The organism is Algibacter sp. L4_22 (genome assembly GCF_023473045.1).
Taxonomy (GTDB): domain Bacteria; phylum Bacteroidota; class Bacteroidia; order Flavobacteriales; family Flavobacteriaceae; genus Algibacter.
Genome location: NZ_JAMCOK010000006.1, coordinates 247,780 through 267,260, shown reverse-complemented (window position 1 = coordinate 267,260; position 19,481 = coordinate 247,780). Strand labels below are relative to the sequence as shown.

Here is a 19,481-nt window from a genome sequence, read left to right as displayed (position 1 = left end):
GTTTTTTACCTGTATTTATAAATTTACTATTCAAAACAATAATGACGTTTTTGAACAAAATTGACACCTATACAGCATCTCTAAAAAATAAAACCCTAATAACTAGATGGTTAAAAGGGTTTTTGTGGAGTCGGAGAGAATCGAACTCTCGTCCAAACAAGTAACCAAAGGGCCTTCTACACGTTTATTCTTTTCTTGGGTTTTCGATTATAAGCTGGTTAAAGACAACCCACTCATAACTTATCTTCTTTAGTTTCGTAAAAGCATCAAAGCACTGCTCAAACTATATTGACATTTACGATATCTCAAAATGGAACGCCGTCAATCAAGGCTTTCCGGAGACATAAAGCTTGTACACCTTGTGTACCTAGGCCAATCCTACTATAATTCGGATTAAGCAGCTAAAGCGTAGTTATTCTCGCCGTTTAAAAGTTGGTCTAGCCTTTTACGTGTTTCAATGCCATTACACGACGTGCTTACCGTTTCGTTAATCTCGCTGTCAAAACCAGTCGACCCCAGATTAAATAAAGTAGTAAAATATATTTTGGCGTTACCACAAGGGTCGGGCTTTACTCGTGCATTCTTGTTTTTAAATTAAAGAAGTCATGAATATAAATATTTCGGCAGTCGCCTTTTTTGAGAAAAACAAAAAATAGCTTCAACAATGCCTCAATCCCTAACGCATAGTTCGCAAAGTTAATTAAAACTTTCAAACTGAAAGGTAATCCGTTAACATAAATCAAAAATTATACCATTTTCATTTGTCAGTTAATCGTAGTCAGTAAAAATAGTTGAGACAATTGATAAAATATTTCAATAAATTCACGAAATTACACCTAAACAATAAGCCATGAAATTCGCCGTTATAAAAGAACGTAAAAACCCGCCCGATCGCCGTGTGGTATTCTCTCCATCAAAATTAGCTGAAGCACAAAAACAATTTCCGCAGGCTACTTTTAAAGTAGAAAGCTCAGATATTCGTGTGTTTTCTGATAAAGAATACCAAAATTTAGGATTCGAGGTTTCAGAAAACGTGTCGGATTGCGATGTCATGCTTGGCGTAAAAGAAGTGCCCATCGATGCATTAATTCCGAATAAAAAATACTTTTTCTTTTCACACACCATAAAAAAGCAACCCTATAACCGCAAACTATTAAAAGCCGTTTTAGATAAAAACATAGAACTTTACGATCACGAAACTATAGTAAATGAAAAAGGGTTTCGTTTAATAGGTTTCGGTCGTTACGCTGGCATCGTAGGAGCATACAATGGTTTTCGAGCATGGGGATTAAAATATAATACTTGGCAATTACCCAAAGCCGGACCATTACCAAACCAGCAAGCCTTAATAAGTGAGCTCAATAAATTAGAACTGTCAAACATAAAAATATTACTAAGCGGTAGCGGTAAAGTAGCAAATGGCTCTCAAGAAATGCTTGATGCCATGAATATAAAAAGTGTATCTGTAACCGATTATTTAAACAGCGCTTTTAGCGAACCCGTATATTGTAAAATAGACGTACTAGATTATAACAAACGTAAAGATGGACGGGTTATCGATAATCAAGATTTTTTCGATAACCCACAAGATTATGAGTCGGATTTTATGCGTTTTGCAAAAGTAACCGATTATTACATTGCAGGTCATTTCTACGGAGATGGTGCACCATTTCTGTATACAAGAACAGATGTTAAATCTCCCGACTTTAATATTAAAGTTGTTGCCGATATTAGTTGTGATGTCGATGGTCCAGTAGCTACAACATTAAGAGCATCAACCATTGCGGACCCTGTTTATGGTTACGATCCCAAAACAGAATCTGAAATCGATTATAAAAACGACAAAGCCATTGTGGTTATGGCAGTCGATAATTTACCATGCGAACTTCCACAAGATGCTAGTGAAGGTTTTGGTGAGATGTTTTTAAAAGCTGTTATTCCAGCTTTTTTTAATAACGATCCCGATGGTGTTTTACAACGAGCAAAAATGACCGAAAACGGTAAACTAAGTGAAAATTTCTCCTATTTGCAGGGATATGTTGACGGAAACTAATAAGTTTGCAATAATTACAAAACACCTACATTATTAAAACAGCATTAGTAACAGGAGCAGCCTCAGGACTGGGTTATGAATTAACTTTGTTATTAGCCAAAGACGCTTATAAATTAATATTAGTCGACATTGATTTCGTTAAATTGACTGAGGTGAAAACCGAAGTAGAAACCGAGTTTGATGTTGAGGTAATAGCATTAACTAAAGACTTAAGTTTACCTAATGTTTCTCAAGATATTATTAACGATATTGGAGATGCACCTATAGATGTGTTAATAAATAACGCGGGTTTTGGTTTGTTCGGCACTTTTGCCGAAACTAGTTGGGAACGCGAATTGGCCATGTTAAACGTACACGTAATAACTACCACGCATTTAACCAAATTGGTTTTAGATGGTATGGTTAAACGTGGTTCTGGTAAAATATTGAATATGGCTTCTTTAGCAGCTTTTCAGCCAGGGCCTTTAATGTCTATTTATTATGCTTCAAAAAGTTATATGCTATCTTTTTCTGAAGCTATTGCCAACGAGTTAAAAGGTACAGGTGTAACAGTGACAGCACTTTGCCCTGGGCCCACAAAAACGGCGTTTCAAGAAACGGTTTCTGAAGATGCCAACGATAATAAAATTACATTCAATATGGCGTGTGCTAAAGAAGTTGCGCTTTATGGTTATAATGCCATGTTAAAGGGTAAAAGTTATGCTATTCCTGGGCGTTTCAATAAGATTTTAGCTGTTATTCCAAGGTTTATTACTCGTAATGCGGCAACATCTATTGTTAGAAAGCTTCAAGCTAAAAACAGAGAAGATTAGGGTTTTTATTCTTGATGTGTATCTTTATTTATATTGGTAAATACCCAGTATCCTAGAATGAAAAAAGCACCAAATAATAAGGTGAAAAGCCAAACTTGCTTGTTTCCTAGTGGTTGCATGATCATGTTTATTATATCAATAAATAAAACTTTTGGGTTAGTTAAAATTTCCCAAGAATTATAGCGTAAAAAGCGACCTAAATACACGCCAAATGCGGATATAAAAAACACAAATGTCAAAATAAATCGCGTCTTTGTTTTATTTAAGTATTTCAATAAAATGGTTTTCATGTCGGTAACAGAAAAATAGAAAAGCATCATGCCGTTTAGTGCAAAGGCGGAAATTAATAAAATATCTAGCCAAAATATATGTGGTTGGTTATATCTTAAATGCCACATATCAGTTAATATATAAGGTGCATTAGGAAGAAAAAGCAACCATACAACAAATGCCAAAAGCAGCGTTATTTTTTTAAGCTTGGGAACACTAACTAAATAAATTGTAATGGCATATGGAATGGCTGCTAAGAATAGATTCCAAACTAAAAAAAGATAGTTGTCGGAGTGCGCGAGTTTCATTCTAATCAGAAGTAAAATTAGAGTAGAACTTATTGAAACGCTTAATAATGCGAGAGATTTATATCGGTAAGATATAAGATTGTTAATATAATTCATGAGGTTTAGAATTTAATTGTTCTATAATTAAAACGGTAATAATACCAAAGGTATAAGCAACTAAATCGCCTACTTGAAACGTGCTACCTAATATGATGGTTAGTAGTTTGTGATCTTCTAGGTTTAATAATTTTAATAGATTGAAGTATTGTGCGAATTCTATTAAAAAAGCAATAAATAATACTACCGCACCTAATTTAAAATGATTTATTTTTAAGAAGCTTTTAAAAAAGCAGTAAAGTAAAATTGTTGATAGAAAATCTCCCACCGTGTAACGAATAAAACCTGTTTTAAAGTAAAGAGCAATTAGTATTTCGGTTAATAAAAGTAGGACTGCTAAGGTTAGGCTGATTTTGTTGAGTTTGTAGGTCATTTTGTTAAATTCTAATGTGGTTAAAGGAAATAATAATGTAGAAATATAAAATTGCTATAGGTATGTTTAGTAGAATGATACCGCAGGTTTTTAAGTTTTCATATCTATTGGTTTCATAAACCAGACTCATTATAAGGTTGAATACAAGCAGTATTGCATTTAGTGTAATGGCCACGCCAATGAATCCTAAACCAATTGCTATAGGTATAAATGTCTCTCCGAAATAAAGAAAAAAGGAAAATAATATGGTGCCAATAATAAAACTTAGAATAGCAACCGTTTTTCCTATGTTAGAAATACTGTACATAATTTTCGTTTGTATTAATAATTGAAATTGAAAAGCGCTACTCCTTTTTTTTAGAAGTAACGCTTCATGGAATTATCCGTTATTCCAATCTATCTTTCTGGATACGTACATCACGATAGTAAGTATTAAAAATAGACCAACACTACCAACAAGAAGGGCATAGTTTTCTAATTGAATAATAACATAAATAAAGGCGTATAATGCGGACAACGATAAGCCAATAAATAAAGGGAACTTAAGTGTTTTAAGTATCGATTTGGAGTACAAAGTAATTAGAACAATAACGGAACTTCCAGCTATTAAATAAGCTTTTAGAAAATTGCTATGCTCAGAAATAGAAACTAATAACGTGTAGAACATAATTAGAGCCAGCCCAATCATTAAGTATTGAAATGGATGAATATTAATTTTACTCAAGGTTTGTATTAAGAAAAATATTAAAAAAGTAAGGCCTATAACTAGGAAGCCGTATTTGGCCGATCGTTCACTTTTTTGATACTCATCTACCATCACCATAAATTTAGTGCCGAATGCAAATTTGTTAAGGTTTGGTATTTTATTTAAGTGTTGTTGAGAAAAAGCCCGGTTGATGTGAAGTACTTTCCATTCAGCATTAAAGCTATCTTTTGTTATTGTTTTAGTTTCATCGTTAGGTAGATAGTTACCAATAAAGCTTGGGTCTGCCCAGTTAGAAGCCATGGTCATGGTAGTAGTTTTTCCGATAGGAATAAGTTCTATTTGTTTGCTACCATTAAATGCCATAGATAAACTAAACGGTGCATTGTTTTTACTCGATAAATCTGTTGGGTTTATAAAACCAGATTCTAGCACATCTAAGTAGTCACTGTTTTGTGTTGAGTTTTCATTAAAGTTTGTTTGAAAAGAGTAGGTGTTTTGATTTAGTTTTAAAAGCATTTCACTTTTGATACCTTTTAGGTTAGAGGTTTTTAAAATCACGGTGGCCTTATCCCAAATTATATCTTCATTTTTAATGCCTTTAGAAGTTAAGTCGGTTGGGATATAATGTCCTGAAAAATCCATGGTTGTTGTAAATACAGCCGATTCAAAATTACCACGGTTTAAAGTTTTAGAATCTACATTTACATCTGCATTTAAAGATTCAGGGAAAATGTATGCATTTTTTATATGCGTTTCTACTTCAGTGAAAAAGGTTTTTGTTTTTTCGTTATACGTTTTTGTTTCTGTATATGTTTTGTATGGAATTTTTAAAATAGGTCCATAAACAAGTACATTCTCGCCCCACTTTTCGTTAATCTCATTTACCACATCACTTTGCCTAAAGGCACGTTCGGTAATTAAGGAGTTAATAAAAGATAGAGGTATGAGTAAAATAATGACTAAAAAACCCACCATAAGCATTCTTGCTGTGATTGATGTTTTTACCCAATTTCCGAATTTGTTTTGCTGAGGTTTGTTTATATTTTCCATAGTAATAATTTAAAGTACTTTGAATTTCAAAGTAAAAGGTTAAAAAAAAGATTTTGTTGTTTTCTTGAGACTAAAGTCTAGCTTTTATTAATTAATTTTTCGAGTGCATTAATGTGTTTTTTAAACTCAGCACGACCTAAATCAGTGGTAGAGTAACGGGTGTTCGGTTTGCGGCCTATAAACTGTTTTTCAACTTTTATGTATTCCACTTTTTCTAGAGCTTTAGTATGGCTAGCAATGTTACCATCGGTGGCGCCTAAAAGTTCTTTTAGCATATTAAAATCGGCATACTCGTTCACCATTAAAATAGACATAATACCTAATCTAATTCTATGATCGAATGCTTTATTTATATTGGTTATTATGCTCATGGATCTAAATTCGTTTGCTTTTAGATTTTATTATTTCGTTATCATTAATCGTTTTAATTTTACCAAAAAGAAACGTTACTGCAAACGCAAAAGCACCAATAAATAAGGAGAAAGGAATTAATACTACCGCACCTTGCTTTATGGTTTTACGTTTTGCACCTTGGGCTGTAATATTTTGAGATTCTGAAGTGAGTTCTTCTTTATCTATAACACCATTTTTATTTACGTCGTAAAGCGCAAATTCTTGCTCGTAACTTTCATTGGAATAATATAAGTATGCCAATCCGAGGCCGTAAATAATTACGGAAGTGATTGCTGCAATTATGATTGCTTTGTTCATTTTGTATCGTATTTAAAGTGCATAATGCTACCGTATATTATGTGCATTATTCCAAAGCCTAATACCCATAGCCAAAAACCGTATCCAGGAAGTAGCGTGGCAATTAAACCTAAAACTATTTCTATATAACCTAAATAACGAATATCTCCAATGCTGTATTTTGATGCGTTTACTAAAGCTAATCCATAAAATATAAGCATTAAGCCACCGGTTTGTCCGTATTTGCCATGGCTTAAAATAATTAGGATATACAAACCGCCGGCAATTAACGGAATTAAAAAATTAATAACTAATCGTTTTGATGTGACGTCCCACATTTTAGCACCTGTTTTTTTAGCTTTTTTTGCTGAAAGTATGTAGCCCGTTAAGGCGCTAAAACCAGCAACCAAAGCTAAAATAAACATAACGATTCTAAAAATTTTACCATCTAGAATTAACGTACCGTAACTGTATTGGTTAACAAGCCAATAAGCGGCGGCTGCACCAATAAGTGCATATGTTCCTGCTAAAATCCCAGATAAACCACTTAAGGAAATAAATCGGGTAGATTTATTCATTAAATCTTTAATATCCGATATGTCTTTTAAATAATCTTTTGATTCCATATAAAAGTACTTTGAAATGCAAAGTAAATAAATATTTATGAATTTTCGACTACTTATTTTTATTAAATTTGAAAATAAACTACTTGATGTGAATCCGATAGATAATTATTTTATAAGTCAGAAAGAACCTTACCAAGCGATTATGTTGTTTGTGCGAAGCGTTATTTTAAAGACTTTGCCAGAGGTAGAAGAGCGATATAGTTATAAAATTCCGTTTTATAATTGCCATAAAAAGCCTATGATTTATATTAATATTTTGAAAGGGAAAAATTATGTTGATGTGGCTTTTGTGCAAGGGGTTTTGCTAGAAAAAGAGTTTTCTGTTTTGAAAAATGATAATAAACGAAAGCAAGTACGTTCTATTCAATTAAAAACTTTGGGAGATTTAGATTATGATGTTTTTGTTGAATTACTACACGCCGCATCAAAATTGTTAAGCGAAAGCAAAAGGGCTTGGTTTATTGATTGAGACTTTTAATGTTATAAGATTTATTTAAATTTGAAATGACTTTTGATTAGTATTAATTTTGCAAACAAGCTTTCGTATTCTGTTTGTGCTATACTTGGCTGGTAATTGCGGGAGCGATAGTAGCGGCATCCTTTTTGTAAAAATAAAATGCCATAAACCACAGTTTTACCTTTGGGTTTATGGCATATAAATAAGTTTAATATATGGCTACTACTTTACAAAAAGATACAGCGGATAGCGCGGTTTTTATTTTTCTTAAAAACCCGCCCAACACGTTTTAAATATTGAAAATTCCTCCAAAGGCAACAACGCGTTGTAAATAAGTAAAATGTTGAGATGCACTATCGCTAGAGCTTGATGTGGTGCGAATATTTGGCATGTTTATATAACCACCTTTTAAATCGAGTTGCATAAAAAAGTGCTTGAAAAAAGTAAAATTAATTCCTGCTCGGGCTGATACTCCATAACCTGCTACATGAAATTCGTCGTTTCGTTCTTTTAATAACAATGTGCTGTTTGTTTTTGGGAATAATACGCCACCACCGATGCCTTCGGTTAAATTAATTTGAAATTTATCGATGTTTGGAAGATTGAAAAAGGATGAAATATCGTCGTGTCTAGCTATTTCTGTATGGATATAATTTAATCCATCTGTATGTTCGAAAGCTAAAAAATCTTCAGATAGGTAGGTGGCTTTGTTGTTGTAAATGCCATTAAATTGTGAGCCTTCTTCTGTGGTTGGAAGATCGATGTATCCGCTTAAATCTCTGGTTCTATCTTGTTCCATAACGTATTTCATGTGGTCTAAACCTAAAGAAATGGAATACTTGTCTGAAATGAAATACCCGAGTTTGAAATTGGTTTGAGGGATAGTCATTCGAGTTGGATTGAAATAATCGATGTGCCAACCTTTGGGTTTATCGTGTGCTGTAGCGTCTTTTATTGTAAAGTTATAATCGTCGCCTTCAAAATGAATATCCGACTTGCTATAAGATTCTCTATTACCTCCCCAACTTACAAAGAATTTACCTTTGTTCGATGCGGTATATTTTACGGATTCTATGTCTTGGGCAAAGGCACTGAAATTAATAATACTTATAAGAAGTATAAGGATGTGCAGGTTTGATTTCATTATTACTTTTTTTTGAAGCGTTTTATAAAGATTGTACTGTTTTTCTAATTTTAACGAGATTACTAAGAAGATTTTCTAAATTATCTAAGTGTAACATATTAGCGCCATCGCTTTTTGCATTAGCAGGGTCGAAATGGGTTTCAATAAATAGGCCATCAACATTATTAACAATACCTGCGCGGGCAATGGTTTCAATCATATCTGGGCGTCCGCCAGTAACACCTGCAGTTTGGTTGGGTTGTTGCAGTGAGTGAGTAACATCGAGTACAACAGGTGCGTATTGTTTCATGGTTGGAATACCACGGAAATCTACAATCATGTCTTGGTAGCCAAACATGGTACCGCGATCTGTAATCCAAGCTTTATCGCTTCCGGCATCTTTTACTTTTTGCACAGCATGTTTCATGGCCTCCGGACTCATAAATTGTCCTTTTTTAAGGTTTACTACTTTACCTGTTTTTGCTGCAGCTACAACTAAATCGGTTTGGCGTACTAAAAAGGCTGGTATTTGTAAAACATCTACATATTGTGCGGCTAGTGCAGCATCGGATATTTCATGAATATCGGTTACCGTTGGTACATCGAAAGCTTCTGATACTTTCGCTAATATTTCTAAAGCTTTTTCGTCGCCAATGCCTGTAAAACTATCAATTCTGCTACGGTTTGCTTTCTTAAAACTACCTTTAAATATATAAGGAATTTCTAATTTATTAGTAATAGTAATTACTTTTTCGGCAATACGCATAGCCATATCTTCGCCTTCTATAGCACAAGGGCCGCAAAGAAGAAAGAAATTATTTGAACTGACGTGCTTTATTTTTGGAATATCTTGAAGATTCATCGACTTAAATTTAGGCGACAAAGATAATCAAATTAAAAACTACTTCTAAGGCTGTTTTTTATAATCCACATAGCCATAATAAAGTTCGTTAGCACAAATAATCCGGCGCTTACCATAACACTGTTTGAATTGATGGTTAAGCTGCTGAAATCGATAATTTTAGATAGATATGCTATAATTAAATATGATGATAGGCAAACAAAGGTAATACCAAGTGTGAAATTTAATTTTTTATTCGGTTTTATTATTTGCCATAAAAAAGGAATTGCAAATAATAAAATAGGATACGCTGTAAGACCTTCGGTACGGTTAATTGTAGTAAACCAATAAGCTGCAATAGCGATAAAATATAGGTAAGGGATGCTTTTTGTAATTCTATTAATTAAATTCATAGCAATTTGTTTTTAATGAGTATTTTGTGAGAGAATTTCTTATAAATATAACGAATAAGAGCCTTTAGAATTATCTTTAATTTTAATTATAACAAATTTTTAACTATATAAGAAAATAACATGTACCTTTGCAGGCTTAAAATAAGGCACACATTATGGCTAATATTAAAAATGTCGCAATTATTGCGCACGTAGATCACGGGAAAACAACATTGGTAGATAAGATTATGTACCACTGTCACTTATTTCGTGAAAATGAAAATACTGGAGATTTAATTCTAGATAATAACGATTTAGAAAGAGAACGTGGTATTACCATTACTTCTAAAAACGTTTCTGTAGTATATAAAGACACAAAAATTAACATTATAGATACACCAGGTCACGCCGATTTTGGAGGTGAAGTAGAGCGTGTTTTAAACATGGCCGATGGTGTTGTTTTGTTAGTTGATGCTTTTGAAGGCCCAATGCCTCAAACTCGTTTTGTATTACAAAAAGCTATTGATTTAGGTTTAAAACCATGTGTGGTTATAAATAAAGTTGATAAAGAAAACTGTACTCCAGATGAAGTACATGAAAAAGTTTTCGATTTAATGTTTGAACTTGGTGCAGAAGAGTGGCAATTGGATTTTCCAACGGTTTACGGTTCGGCTAAGAATAACTGGATGAGCGACGATTGGAAGAATGAAACTGATAATATTGAGCCATTATTAGATATGATTGTTGAGCATGTTCCAACTCCTGTTTTTCCAGAAGGAACTAGTCAAATGTTGATTACATCTTTAGATTTCTCTTCATTTACTGGTCGTATTGCAATTGGTAGAGTACAAAGAGGAAACATTGTAGAGGGGCAACAAATCGCTTTAGTAAAAAGAGATGGAACTGTTACTAAAAGTAGAATTAAAGAAGTTTTTATTTTTGAAGGTCTAGGACGTAAAAAAGTAGAAAGTGTTCAAACTGGTGATATTTGTGCGATTGTTGGTGTTGAAGGTTTTGAAATTGGAGATACTATTTCTGATATAGAAAATCCTGAAGGATTAAAATCTATCGCTATCGATGAGCCAACAATGAGTATGTTGTTTACAATTAACGATTCTCCTTTCTTCGGAAAAGACGGAAAGTATGTAACATCTCGTCATATTAAAGATCGTTTAGAAAAAGAATTAGAAAAAAACTTAGCACTTAAACTTGGTGAAACAGGTAGTGCAGATAAATTCATGGTTTTTGGTCGTGGTGTACTACACTTATCGGTTTTAATTGAAACTATGCGTCGTGAAGGTTATGAGCTTCAAATTGGACAACCACAAGTAATCATTAGAGAAATCGATGGTGTTAAATGTGAGCCAATTGAAGAGTTAACTATTGACCTTCCTGAAACTGTTTCTGGTAGAGCTGTAGAGTTTGTAACATTACGTAAAGGTGAAATGCTAAGCATGGAAGCTAAAGGAGATCGTATGATTTGCGAATTCTTAATTCCTTCTCGTGGTATTATTGGTTTACGTAATCAATTATTAACAGCAACTGCAGGTGAGGCTATTATGGCACACCGTTTTAAAGAATACCAACCATTAAAAGGAGCAATTCCTGGTCGTGTTTCTGGATCTTTAGTATCTATGGAAAACGGAACAGCAATTCCTTATTCTATTGATAAATTACAAGATCGTGGTAAATTTTTCGTAGAGCCAGGTGAGAATATTTATGAAGGCCAAGTAATTGGTGAAAACTCTCGTCAGGATGATATGAATATTAACATTACTAAAGCTAAAAAGCAAAGTAATGTACGTTCTTCTGGAGCAGATGATAAAGCGAAAATTGTACCAGCAATTAAATTTTCTTTAGAAGAAGCTTTAGAATATATTCAAAAAGATGAGTATGTTGAAGTTACACCACATCACTTACGTTTACGTAAAATTTGGTTAAATGAAGCAGATCGTAAAAGAAACAAAACTTTATAGTAATATAAATTATTAGGGATTTCAATTACAAATTGGGTTCGAGTATGTCGCTATGACTGTCGCGTAATATTCTTTTTAATGGAATTTTTAAAAAAATAACGAATAGTAAATACCGAAAGGTGTTTACTATTCGTGTTTTATGGCATTAGCATTATGTTCTCTACGATGTTAAAGCCAATTATATACAAATGCGGCTAGTTTTTGTATTAATTCACTCTACTTATTAAAGGTTAGAAACAATATAGTTTATAGCACTTATTGAATTGACTTGATGAATTAAATGATTTTGTATATTTGAAGTGTTTTGTAGTAATGTTTGAAATAAAAAAGGATAAATTAAGTTCTATATAATCTCAGCATTAATACTTCGAAATATAAACACCACAAAACTCATATTAATTGAAGAAATTAATAGATTATATTAATAAGCATGTTTTAGTAAAATTAACGTCGTTAAAAACGGTATTAGTGGTTGTTAAAATTCTTGCGGGTATTTTAACATCTAAGGCTATAGCTTTGGTTATTGGTCCTGTGGGCTTCGCTTTAATTGGTAATTTAGAGAATTTTGTTAGTGCATTTCATAATATAGCCTTATTAGGCTCTTATAAAACTGTTGTAAAATACGTGGGTCGTTTTAAAGACGATGCTAAATTATTAAGCAAAACACTTTCAACGGTATTTTATGTAGGGTTTCTTACTACTATTTTAGTATCTATGCTTTGCTATTTAAATGCAGAAACTATAAATAGTTTTATTTTTCCTAAATACAATAATTACGCCTATGTTATTCAAATTTTCGCAATTGCATTGCCTTTTTATGCCGTAAACATGTATTCCTTCTCTATAATGAGTGGATTTGGAAAATATAAGAGTATGTGCCATATAAATATAATAGGCCAGCTTCTAAGTGTTTCTATTGCATTAGTCTTAATTTATCAAAGTAAAATTGATGGCGCATTAATATCAGTAGTTATTTCCGAGTCTTTAATATTTTTAATTACGCTTGTAGGTATTTTTAATAGACGAAGTTTAGCTCCTTCTATTCAAGTTAAAAATATAAGTTATGATATTTTAAAAAAAATGTGGCCAATTTCTATTATGGCTTTGCTTTCTGCTGTTCTTTTACCCCTTATAGCTCTTTGTATCCGATCTTATATTATTGATAATTTAGGTTATAAAGAAGCTGGTTTATGGGAAGCCATGAATAGAATATCTAGATATTATTTAATGTTTGTAACCTCTATAGTTGGGATGTCTATTTTATCTCGATTATCTAAAATTAATAATATAAATAAATTTAAAGAGGAAATTTTAATCTATTACAAAACATTAATTCCAATTTTGGTTGTTGGATTTATGGTTGTTTATTTTTTGAGGTCCTCCATTGTAAGTCTTGTTTTTACTACTGAGTTTAAACCTGTAGAAGGTTTGTTTATATGGCAATTACTTGGTGATTTTATTCGGATTCTTGCGGTAATGATAGCCTATCACTTTTTAGCAAAAAAGATGTTTTGGCATTATATCTTAACCGAGTTATTTCTTGTTGTAATGTTATATATTACAAGTGTTTATTTTATAGATATATTTGATGGTGTAAAAGGTGCGGTATTTGCACATTTTGTAAGTTATCTTATGTATTTTGGTATTATCTCTTTATTGTTATGGGGGCCTTTATTTAAGATTGATGCTAATGAAACCTCTTTAAAGAATGAGTAATTTTTATTTAGATGCTAAAACAACTGTTTAATAATTTTAAAGAGAATAAACTAATAGCGGTTGCTTCAATAAACTCAATTAGTGTTTTAGTACGATTAATTTCTGGTTTTATAGTTTCAAAATTCATGGCTATTTTTATTGGTCCATCTGGAATGTCGATATCCGGGAACTTATCAAACTTTATGCAGTCTATGCAAAGTTTATCAGCATTAGGTGTTAAAAATGGGGTTATAAAATATGTTGCAGAAACTCATAGAGATAAAGAACAATTAACCTAAAACATTTTTAATACTATGTTTCTGAAATATTTTTCATACAATGCTATTTTAGTTGTAGGGAAACTATTGTCTTCATTTATTATATCAAAAGTTAGTGCGGTATACTTAGGTCCTTCTGGTTATGCAATTGTTGGTAACTTGAAAAATGTCATACAAGCTATTTTAGGTGTATCCGTAAGTGGTTTTGAAAGTGGAGTAATTAAGCATATAGCAGAAAATAAGAAGAATGATAAGTTATTAAATACCATAATTTCTTCAGTTGTTGTATTTAGTGTAGCAATAGCAATTGTGATTGGTATTGTCTTGTTTTTTTTTGCTAATATTTTGAGTGAATATATATTAAAAGATACTTCTTTAGCATCAATTTTTAAGCTGTTTGGTTGTTTGTTGCCTCTAACTTCGTTAAATTTTTTAGTTGTTTACATACTTAATGGAAAGCAAAAACTGAATTTATATGCAAAAATAATTTCTATAACCAATGTTTTAAATGCGTTTCTTACGTTTTTATTAATATATTATTTCGATTTGCATGGTGCTTTACTGGCAAGTGTTATAATTCCTGCAATAAGTTTTCTATTATCTTTTCTATTTAAAGAAATAAGAATTATTTTTTTTACTGTTTATAAAAACATAAAAAATGTTTCGATGACTTTTATAAAGTCTATTTCAATTTATATTTTAATGGCTTCTTATTCATCATTATTAATTAGTCTTTCTTACCTTTTAGTTAGAAATGAGATTATTGAAAAATTAGGAATAGATACTGCTGGTTTGTGGGAAGCCATGAATAAAATATCTATGTTTTATATGGTTTTTTTTTCATCCCTATTTACATTATATCTTTTGCCTCAGTTAGCCATTAACAAAACAATTAGTGGGTATTATTCCATAATGAAATCATATTTTAAATATTTAATTCCCTTAACATGTGTTGGTTTTTTGTGTATACTACTTTCTAGATCTTTATTGATAAAAATTTTTTTAACGGATGCTTTTCAATCGATTGAACAATTTTTTTATTTACAGTTAGTCGCGGATTTTACCAAAATTATTGCGTTTTCATTGGCTTATCAATTTCATGCTAAAAAGATGGTTAAGTTTTACTTTATAACAGATGCAATATTATATATATCTTTTTACCTTTTAAGTTTGTGTTTTATACGCTATTTTGATTTACAAGGTGTTTTTTATGCCTATGTTATTAGTACTATATGTTATTTGGTATCCGTATCGTTGTTCATCTTTTTTAACAACAAAAACTATTTAGAAACTCAATGAAAAACAACCTAAAACGTATTTTAATATTAAGCCTTCCACTATTGTGTAAGTACATGTTTTTATTATGCTTTATGGAATGGGATTTATTTAGTCATGAAGATATAATAGAAGATTTGTGTTTTTTCTTAGTAATAATATTGTTATTTAATAACAGGTTAATGAAACCACAATATTTAACAGATATTTTATGCTTTATATATGTCTTTTATTTTGTTTTAGAGACCACATCTTATATGGCGGTTTCATCAAATTTTACGTCGTCATATATGTATCTTTTAATAGAATCTAACCCTTCGGAATTAAAGGAGTTCTCATCATCATACTTTAATATTCCTATTGTCATTTTTATTATTTCATTTATAGGTTTATTTTTTGTGATAAGAAAAATAGATTTTAAGAAAAAAAACAGGTTTCATTCCGTTATAGGTGTATTCGGAGTTATAGTAATTATTGCTGTTTTGAAACTAACTGGTTTAATTGAGAGCAATGCTTATCACAATGTAGTAAGAGGCACATACGGTTATTTTGAACATCAAAATAGTATGAAGTTTGATTCTGTTGTTGATAAGGATCAAATTATGATTAATTCCAATAACGAAGTTTTAGTTATTGTGTTAGGTGAATCTACAGCTAGAGGTCATATGCAAATTTATGGATATGAAAGAGAAACAACACCACTATTAAGTTCAATAAAAGATAGTTTATATATATATAACGATGTTATTTCCACAGATGTGATAACAACAAAAGCCTTACCGCTTGTTTTAACATCAGCTTTTAATGGTGGAAAGGAAAAAAGTGTGATTAATATAATAGACGTTTTTAATAAATCGGGGTATAAAACCTATTGGTTATCAAATCAAAGACCAATAGGGTTTTATGATAATAAAGTTAGTGAGTTAGCCTCTTTCTCAAGTTATGTTAAGTTTTTAAATCATAGGGATGAAGTTAAAACCACAAGTTATGATGAAGTATTATTGCCAGAGTTAAAACGTACTTTAAACACCAAAGGAAAAAAAGTCGTTTTTATACATCTAATAGGAACACACTTCAACTATAAAAATAGATACCCAAAGGCATATAATAAATTTAATAGTGTTTCTGAGACATCTGAAAAAATAAATGTGATTAACCAATATGATAATGCAGTATTTTATAATGACTATGTAGTATGGTCAATTTTAAGCGATTTGAAGAAAGTAAACGATAAGTCTGCCTTTATTTATCTATCGGACCACGGAGAAAATGTATATGATAACGGAACAGATTTTTTAGGAAGAACTGAAACTAATTTAAAACCAGTAATGTTTGAAATTCCTTTTATTATTTGGACTTCAAAGGATTTCGAATTACCTATAGATTTTGAGTATAAACCAGACAGAAAATTTATGGCAGACCATACTTATGAGAGTATCGGACATTTATTTGGTATAAAACATATGGATATGGATTTTAGTAAAAGTATTTTCAGCACGTCTTTTAAAGAACGAAAAAGAAATGTTGTAAATGGCATAAATTACGACACCTATTTTTTAGAAAATAATGAATAAAAAAATTTGTTTACTTACAGATAGCTTATCTTCAGGTGGTGCCGAAAAAATGGTAGCCAATATGTCCTTGTCTTTAAGTAAAGCGGGATATGATGTGCACATTTTGACTATGATTAATGATGTCAGTTATAATTTTGCAGGAAAACTGTATAACTTTGGCTTAGTTAAAGAAAAGGAAACTAAAGTAAAAGCATTTTTTAAGTTGAAAAGCTTTTTTAAACGTCATAATTTTAATGTTATTATAGACCATAGAATGCGTGACAAATTTGTTAAAGAATTTTTGCTTTCAAGCTATGTGTTTAAAAACTTCAACATCGTTTATTGTATTCATAGTTATGAATTGGCTTATTATTTTTCTAAACATTTAGCGATTTCATTAATGAAATTTCAGCATGTAAAAAATAGAAAATTTGTAGCTGTAAGCCTTGAAATTAAAAACCAATTAAAAAACCAATTAAAAACAGAAAGTACTTTAATTTATAACTATACACTTGTAAATCAAACTAAACTGCCAGAGTTAAAAGAAAACAAAATCTATGGTAATTATATTATTGGAGTAGGCAGGTTAGAAAAAATTAAACAATTTGATGTTTTAATTAATTGCTATAAAAATTCTAAGTTAAGTCAAAATAATATTAAACTTTTAATATTTGGTAAAGGTGCAGAAGATGATAATTTGAAACAACTAATTATTAATTTAAAGTTAGAAGGACAAGTTGTTATAATGGGTTTTGATAAAAATGTATTAAGTTTTATTGAAAAAGCTAAGGCATTGGTATTATCGAGTAAACATGAAGGTTTTGGGTTGGTGTTAATAGAAGCATTGGCTGTAGGCACTCCTGTCGTGTCCTTTGATTGTGAATGCGGCCCAAGAGAAATAATAAATCACGAAGTAAATGGTCTATTGGTTGAAGCTCAAAATCAAAAAGAGTTATCTAATAGTATAAATAGACTGTTGGATGATGATTTGTATTCTAAATTAAAAGTAGGTGCTATTGGTTGGAAAAACCCTTTTTCTGAAGAAAAAATTATAAATCAATGGACTCAATTATTAGAAGATTTTTAAATAGATTTTTTTTAATAAATAAAATATAGGAATCGGTAAATGATATTTAATACTTTGAATAATAGATAAATTAGCAGGATCTATTTTTTCTTTATAAAGGGTTACAAGCTTATTGTTTTTTTCCATTTTGAATAAAACTACAAGCTTGAAATGAATAAAATCTAAATAGGGTTTTAAATCTTCACGATTTTCATTATTCAGATACTTGTTAAAATCAGGTATAACTTTTTTAAAATTTGCGTTTGGGCTTGTCATTTGGTTTTCAAAAAGTATTCTGTAATATATTTTTGGAGATTCATATATCACAAAATCATATTTTTTTAAAAGCCTAATGTAAAAATCTTCATCTTCACCATAATTAACGCTTTCATCGAAATATCCAATTTCTTTAAAAACTTTTTTGTTTACTACTAAAGAGCTAGGTGAGATATTTGAATTTAACATGTCTAAATAATTGCAGATATGTTTTATATGATTTAATGAAAATTTAGTAACACTCAAATCAGCAGTCGATTTTGGAGTTAGAGTTTTATAGCCCGTGGCAAAAGCACTAAAGTCTTTATACGTTAAAATCAATTTATGAATTGTTTCTAGATAGTCTTCCCTCCATAAATCATCGGCATCAAGAAAGGCCATGAAATCGGATTTTGCTTTATGTATACCATAATTTCTTGTAGAAGGTAGCCCTATATTTTCATTAGAGTATAATCTAATTCTTTTATCTTTAATCTGTTCAACTATATTTAAACTGTTATCGGTAGAGCCATCATTTATAATGATAATTTCAAAATCGCTAAATGATTGGTCTAATACAGTTTTTAGTGTTGCATCAATAAACTTTTCTTTATTATATAGTGGAATTACAACGGAAAAGAATGGTATCATTTATTCTGTTTTAAATAACAAAAATAACCAATTTTATAAAGGTCGAAAAGTAAAATAGACGCATAAGAAGAATTGAAGTTTTTTAAAAAAAGAGGTTTTAACAAGTTGTGCAATTTATTCGTAAAAGAAACCAATTTTAGTTTTTTTAATATACTGAAAACGCGATAAATTTTTTGATCGTTTTTATCAATTTTAGCATCATCTAGAAGATTGATTAAATTTTTAATAGCGAATTCTGTTTTTTTTATAAATGTATTAGCATCATCGTCTGCTCCATGAATAACAGGATTGTTGAAAAAAAAGGTGTCTATGTTTTTTTTGCTTAAGTTTTGAAAGAACAGGACATCTTCGTATCCATATTCTTTTAATGTTTCATCAAATGAATTTGATGAAAAAACAATTTTTTTTATCATGAAATTTGAAGAACACAGGACTTTATATTCGCGGGTTTTAGTAAATAACCATCTTAGTTTATATGGTTTATTTGGGGGTAATTTAAGGTGGGTCATACCTCCACTTAAAACAACCTTGTCGTTAATAGATAAATATTTTTTAATAAAATCAGAATGTTTTGGAAAGGTTCCAGCATCAATAAAAAGCAACGTATTATATTTTGATTCGTTTGCTAATAGATTTCTTGTAGCACTCCGACCAATATTGATAGGCAATTCTTTAAATGTACAGTGATCAATGGCGTTTATATTTTGGTTTGTGGAATTTAATTTTGATTTAGAACCATCATCAAAAACTAATATTTCAAATTTAACATTACACATTATACATTGCTTGCTTAGTTCTTTAACTAAGGGAGTTATGTCGTAATTGTATGTAGGTATTAAAATTGAAAGCATTATTTTTGAACAATTAGTATGGTTCTAGCGATTTAGAACCATGATATAAGTAGTTGGAATTTTCTATCACTTTAAACCCCTATA

The 19,481-nt window shown here is 30.7% G+C and carries 20 protein-coding genes and 1 other RNA gene; 9 read left to right on the top strand and 12 right to left on the bottom strand.

Going from position 1 to position 19,481, the window contains the following annotated elements:
• Positions 1-122: 122 nt before the first annotated feature.
• Positions 123-517: a transfer-messenger RNA gene (ssrA, locus tag M4I23_RS16385) on the bottom strand.
• Positions 518-850: 333 nt separating this feature from the next.
• Here ssrA and M4I23_RS16380 point away from each other — a divergent pair.
• Together M4I23_RS16380 and M4I23_RS16375 are read left to right on the top strand one after the other, a co-directional pair.
• Positions 851-2,053 (top strand): NAD(P)-dependent oxidoreductase, encoded by a 1,203-nt coding sequence (locus tag M4I23_RS16380; RefSeq protein WP_249755122.1) that lies wholly within the window; start codon positions 851-853, stop codon positions 2,051-2,053.
• Positions 2,054-2,082: 29 nt separating this feature from the next.
• Positions 2,083-2,865 (top strand): SDR family oxidoreductase, encoded by a 783-nt coding sequence (locus M4I23_RS16375; protein WP_158851695.1) that lies wholly within the window; start codon positions 2,083-2,085, stop codon positions 2,863-2,865.
• Positions 2,866-2,870: 5 nt separating this feature from the next.
• On the opposite strand, the gene M4I23_RS16370 is transcribed toward M4I23_RS16375, so the two are convergent.
• From M4I23_RS16370 to M4I23_RS16345, 6 genes are all read right to left on the bottom strand, one after another.
• Complete coding sequence (locus tag M4I23_RS16370; protein WP_249755121.1) at positions 2,871-3,443, bottom strand: DUF1361 domain-containing protein; 573 nt, start codon at positions 3,441-3,443, stop codon at positions 2,871-2,873.
• 82 nt (positions 3,444-3,525) lie between these two features.
• A complete protein-coding gene (locus M4I23_RS16365) occupies positions 3,526-3,912 on the bottom strand; it encodes a DUF2809 domain-containing protein (RefSeq protein ID WP_249755120.1) in 387 nt (128 codons plus the stop codon).
• Positions 3,913-4,291: 379 nt separating this feature from the next.
• A complete protein-coding gene (creD, locus tag M4I23_RS16360) occupies positions 4,292-5,668 on the bottom strand; it encodes a cell envelope integrity protein CreD (protein ID WP_249755119.1) in 1,377 nt (458 codons plus the stop codon).
• 77 nt (positions 5,669-5,745) lie between these two features.
• Positions 5,746-6,039 (bottom strand): transcriptional regulator, encoded by a 294-nt coding sequence (locus M4I23_RS16355; protein ID WP_249755118.1) that lies wholly within the window; start codon positions 6,037-6,039, stop codon positions 5,746-5,748.
• Between the two features lie 4 nt (positions 6,040-6,043).
• Positions 6,044-6,379: a hypothetical protein gene (locus tag M4I23_RS16350; protein ID WP_249755117.1), complete on the bottom strand. Its 336-nt coding sequence runs from the start codon at positions 6,377-6,379 to the stop codon at positions 6,044-6,046.
• Positions 6,376-6,984, bottom strand: a complete 609-nt coding sequence (locus M4I23_RS16345) for a hypothetical protein (protein WP_158847656.1) — start codon at positions 6,982-6,984, stop codon at positions 6,376-6,378. Before M4I23_RS16345 ends, M4I23_RS16350 begins: the two co-directional genes overlap by 4 nt.
• Before the next feature lie 37 nt (positions 6,985-7,021).
• On the opposite strand from M4I23_RS16345, the gene M4I23_RS16340 reads away from it, so the two are divergent.
• Positions 7,022-7,453 carry a DUF1801 domain-containing protein gene (locus tag M4I23_RS16340; protein WP_249755116.1) on the top strand — a complete coding sequence of 144 codons (432 nt, stop codon included), beginning with the start codon at positions 7,022-7,024 and terminating at the stop codon, positions 7,451-7,453.
• 277 nt (positions 7,454-7,730) lie between these two features.
• Here the strand turns inward: M4I23_RS16340 and M4I23_RS16335 are convergent, their stop codons facing one another.
• The 3 genes from M4I23_RS16335 to M4I23_RS16325 are packed head-to-tail and all read right to left on the bottom strand — an operon-like array spanning position 7,731 to position 9,818.
• The gene (locus M4I23_RS16335) at positions 7,731-8,585 is read right to left on the bottom strand and encodes a hypothetical protein (RefSeq protein ID WP_249755115.1); all 855 of its coding nucleotides are present in this window, start codon (positions 8,583-8,585) and stop codon (positions 7,731-7,733) included.
• Positions 8,586-8,607: 22 nt separating this feature from the next.
• The gene (gene kdsA / locus M4I23_RS16330) at positions 8,608-9,426 is read right to left on the bottom strand and encodes a 3-deoxy-8-phosphooctulonate synthase (RefSeq protein WP_158847662.1); all 819 of its coding nucleotides are present in this window, start codon (positions 9,424-9,426) and stop codon (positions 8,608-8,610) included.
• Positions 9,427-9,458: 32 nt separating this feature from the next.
• Complete coding sequence (locus M4I23_RS16325) at positions 9,459-9,818, bottom strand: hypothetical protein (RefSeq protein ID WP_158847664.1); 360 nt, start codon at positions 9,816-9,818, stop codon at positions 9,459-9,461.
• Between the two features lie 155 nt (positions 9,819-9,973).
• On the opposite strand from M4I23_RS16325, the gene typA reads away from it, so the two are divergent.
• The 6 genes from typA to M4I23_RS16295 all read left to right on the top strand — a co-directional run bounded on the left by typA (position 9,974) and on the right by M4I23_RS16295 (position 17,661).
• Complete coding sequence (typA, locus tag M4I23_RS16320; protein ID WP_158847666.1) at positions 9,974-11,773, top strand: translational GTPase TypA; 1,800 nt, start codon at positions 9,974-9,976, stop codon at positions 11,771-11,773.
• A gap of 399 nt (positions 11,774-12,172) precedes the next feature.
• Positions 12,173-13,489, top strand: coding sequence for an O-antigen translocase (locus tag M4I23_RS16315; RefSeq protein WP_249755114.1), 1,317 nt, complete (start codon positions 12,173-12,175; stop codon positions 13,487-13,489).
• Between the two features lie 11 nt (positions 13,490-13,500).
• Complete coding sequence (locus M4I23_RS16310) at positions 13,501-13,767, top strand: hypothetical protein (protein ID WP_249755113.1); 267 nt, start codon at positions 13,501-13,503, stop codon at positions 13,765-13,767.
• A 15-nt stretch (positions 13,768-13,782) separates the two neighbouring features.
• Entirely contained in the window at positions 13,783-15,045 is a 1,263-nt protein-coding gene (locus M4I23_RS16305; RefSeq protein ID WP_249755112.1) for an O-antigen translocase, read from the top strand.
• A gap of 158 nt (positions 15,046-15,203) precedes the next feature.
• The gene (locus M4I23_RS16300) at positions 15,204-16,595 is read left to right on the top strand and encodes a phosphoethanolamine transferase (RefSeq protein ID WP_249755111.1); all 1,392 of its coding nucleotides are present in this window, start codon (positions 15,204-15,206) and stop codon (positions 16,593-16,595) included.
• The gene (locus M4I23_RS16295) at positions 16,588-17,661 is read left to right on the top strand and encodes a glycosyltransferase (RefSeq protein ID WP_249755110.1); all 1,074 of its coding nucleotides are present in this window, start codon (positions 16,588-16,590) and stop codon (positions 17,659-17,661) included. Before M4I23_RS16300 ends, M4I23_RS16295 begins: the two co-directional genes overlap by 8 nt.
• On the opposite strand, the gene M4I23_RS16290 is transcribed toward M4I23_RS16295, so the two are convergent.
• Both M4I23_RS16290 and M4I23_RS16285 read right to left on the bottom strand, forming a co-directional pair.
• Positions 17,647-18,546, bottom strand: a complete 900-nt coding sequence (locus M4I23_RS16290) for a glycosyltransferase family A protein (protein WP_249755109.1) — start codon at positions 18,544-18,546, stop codon at positions 17,647-17,649. The two genes, M4I23_RS16295 and M4I23_RS16290, sit on opposite strands and share 15 nt — an antisense overlap.
• Entirely contained in the window at positions 18,543-19,397 is an 855-nt protein-coding gene (locus M4I23_RS16285; RefSeq protein WP_158847680.1) for a glycosyltransferase, read from the bottom strand. Before M4I23_RS16285 ends, M4I23_RS16290 begins: the two co-directional genes overlap by 4 nt.
• Positions 19,398-19,481 lie beyond the last annotated feature (84 nt).

What these genes read in the sequence shown, in the direction of transcription:
- M4I23_RS16380 (WP_249755122.1), top strand. Translation starts at nt 851, where the DNA reads ATGAAATTCGCCGTTATAAAAGAACGTAAAAACCCGCCCGATCGCCGT.
- M4I23_RS16370 (WP_249755121.1), bottom strand. Translation starts at nt 3,443, where the DNA reads ATGAAACTCGCGCACTCCGACAACTATCTTTTTTTAGTTTGGAATCTA.
- M4I23_RS16365 (WP_249755120.1), bottom strand. Translation starts at nt 3,912, where the DNA reads ATGACCTACAAACTCAACAAAATCAGCCTAACCTTAGCAGTCCTACTT.
- creD (WP_249755119.1), bottom strand. Translation starts at nt 5,668, where the DNA reads ATGGAAAATATAAACAAACCTCAGCAAAACAAATTCGGAAATTGGGTA.
- M4I23_RS16355 (WP_249755118.1), bottom strand. Translation starts at nt 6,039, where the DNA reads ATGAGCATAATAACCAATATAAATAAAGCATTCGATCATAGAATTAGA.
- M4I23_RS16350 (WP_249755117.1), bottom strand. Translation starts at nt 6,379, where the DNA reads ATGAACAAAGCAATCATAATTGCAGCAATCACTTCCGTAATTATTTAC.
- M4I23_RS16345 (WP_158847656.1), bottom strand. Translation starts at nt 6,984, where the DNA reads ATGGAATCAAAAGATTATTTAAAAGACATATCGGATATTAAAGATTTA.
- M4I23_RS16340 (WP_249755116.1), top strand. Translation starts at nt 7,022, where the DNA reads ATGAATTTTCGACTACTTATTTTTATTAAATTTGAAAATAAACTACTT.
- M4I23_RS16335 (WP_249755115.1), bottom strand. Translation starts at nt 8,585, where the DNA reads ATGAAATCAAACCTGCACATCCTTATACTTCTTATAAGTATTATTAAT.
- kdsA (WP_158847662.1), bottom strand. Translation starts at nt 9,426, where the DNA reads ATGAATCTTCAAGATATTCCAAAAATAAAGCACGTCAGTTCAAATAAT.
- M4I23_RS16325 (WP_158847664.1), bottom strand. Translation starts at nt 9,818, where the DNA reads ATGAATTTAATTAATAGAATTACAAAAAGCATCCCTTACCTATATTTT.
- typA (WP_158847666.1), top strand. Translation starts at nt 9,974, where the DNA reads ATGGCTAATATTAAAAATGTCGCAATTATTGCGCACGTAGATCACGGG.
- M4I23_RS16310 (WP_249755113.1), top strand. Translation starts at nt 13,501, where the DNA reads ATGCTAAAACAACTGTTTAATAATTTTAAAGAGAATAAACTAATAGCG.
- M4I23_RS16305 (WP_249755112.1), top strand. Translation starts at nt 13,783, where the DNA reads ATGTTTCTGAAATATTTTTCATACAATGCTATTTTAGTTGTAGGGAAA.
- M4I23_RS16300 (WP_249755111.1), top strand. Translation starts at nt 15,204, where the DNA reads ATGAAACCACAATATTTAACAGATATTTTATGCTTTATATATGTCTTT.
- M4I23_RS16295 (WP_249755110.1), top strand. Translation starts at nt 16,588, where the DNA reads ATGAATAAAAAAATTTGTTTACTTACAGATAGCTTATCTTCAGGTGGT.
- M4I23_RS16290 (WP_249755109.1), bottom strand. Translation starts at nt 18,546, where the DNA reads ATGATACCATTCTTTTCCGTTGTAATTCCACTATATAATAAAGAAAAG.
- M4I23_RS16285 (WP_158847680.1), bottom strand. Translation starts at nt 19,397, where the DNA reads ATGCTTTCAATTTTAATACCTACATACAATTACGACATAACTCCCTTA.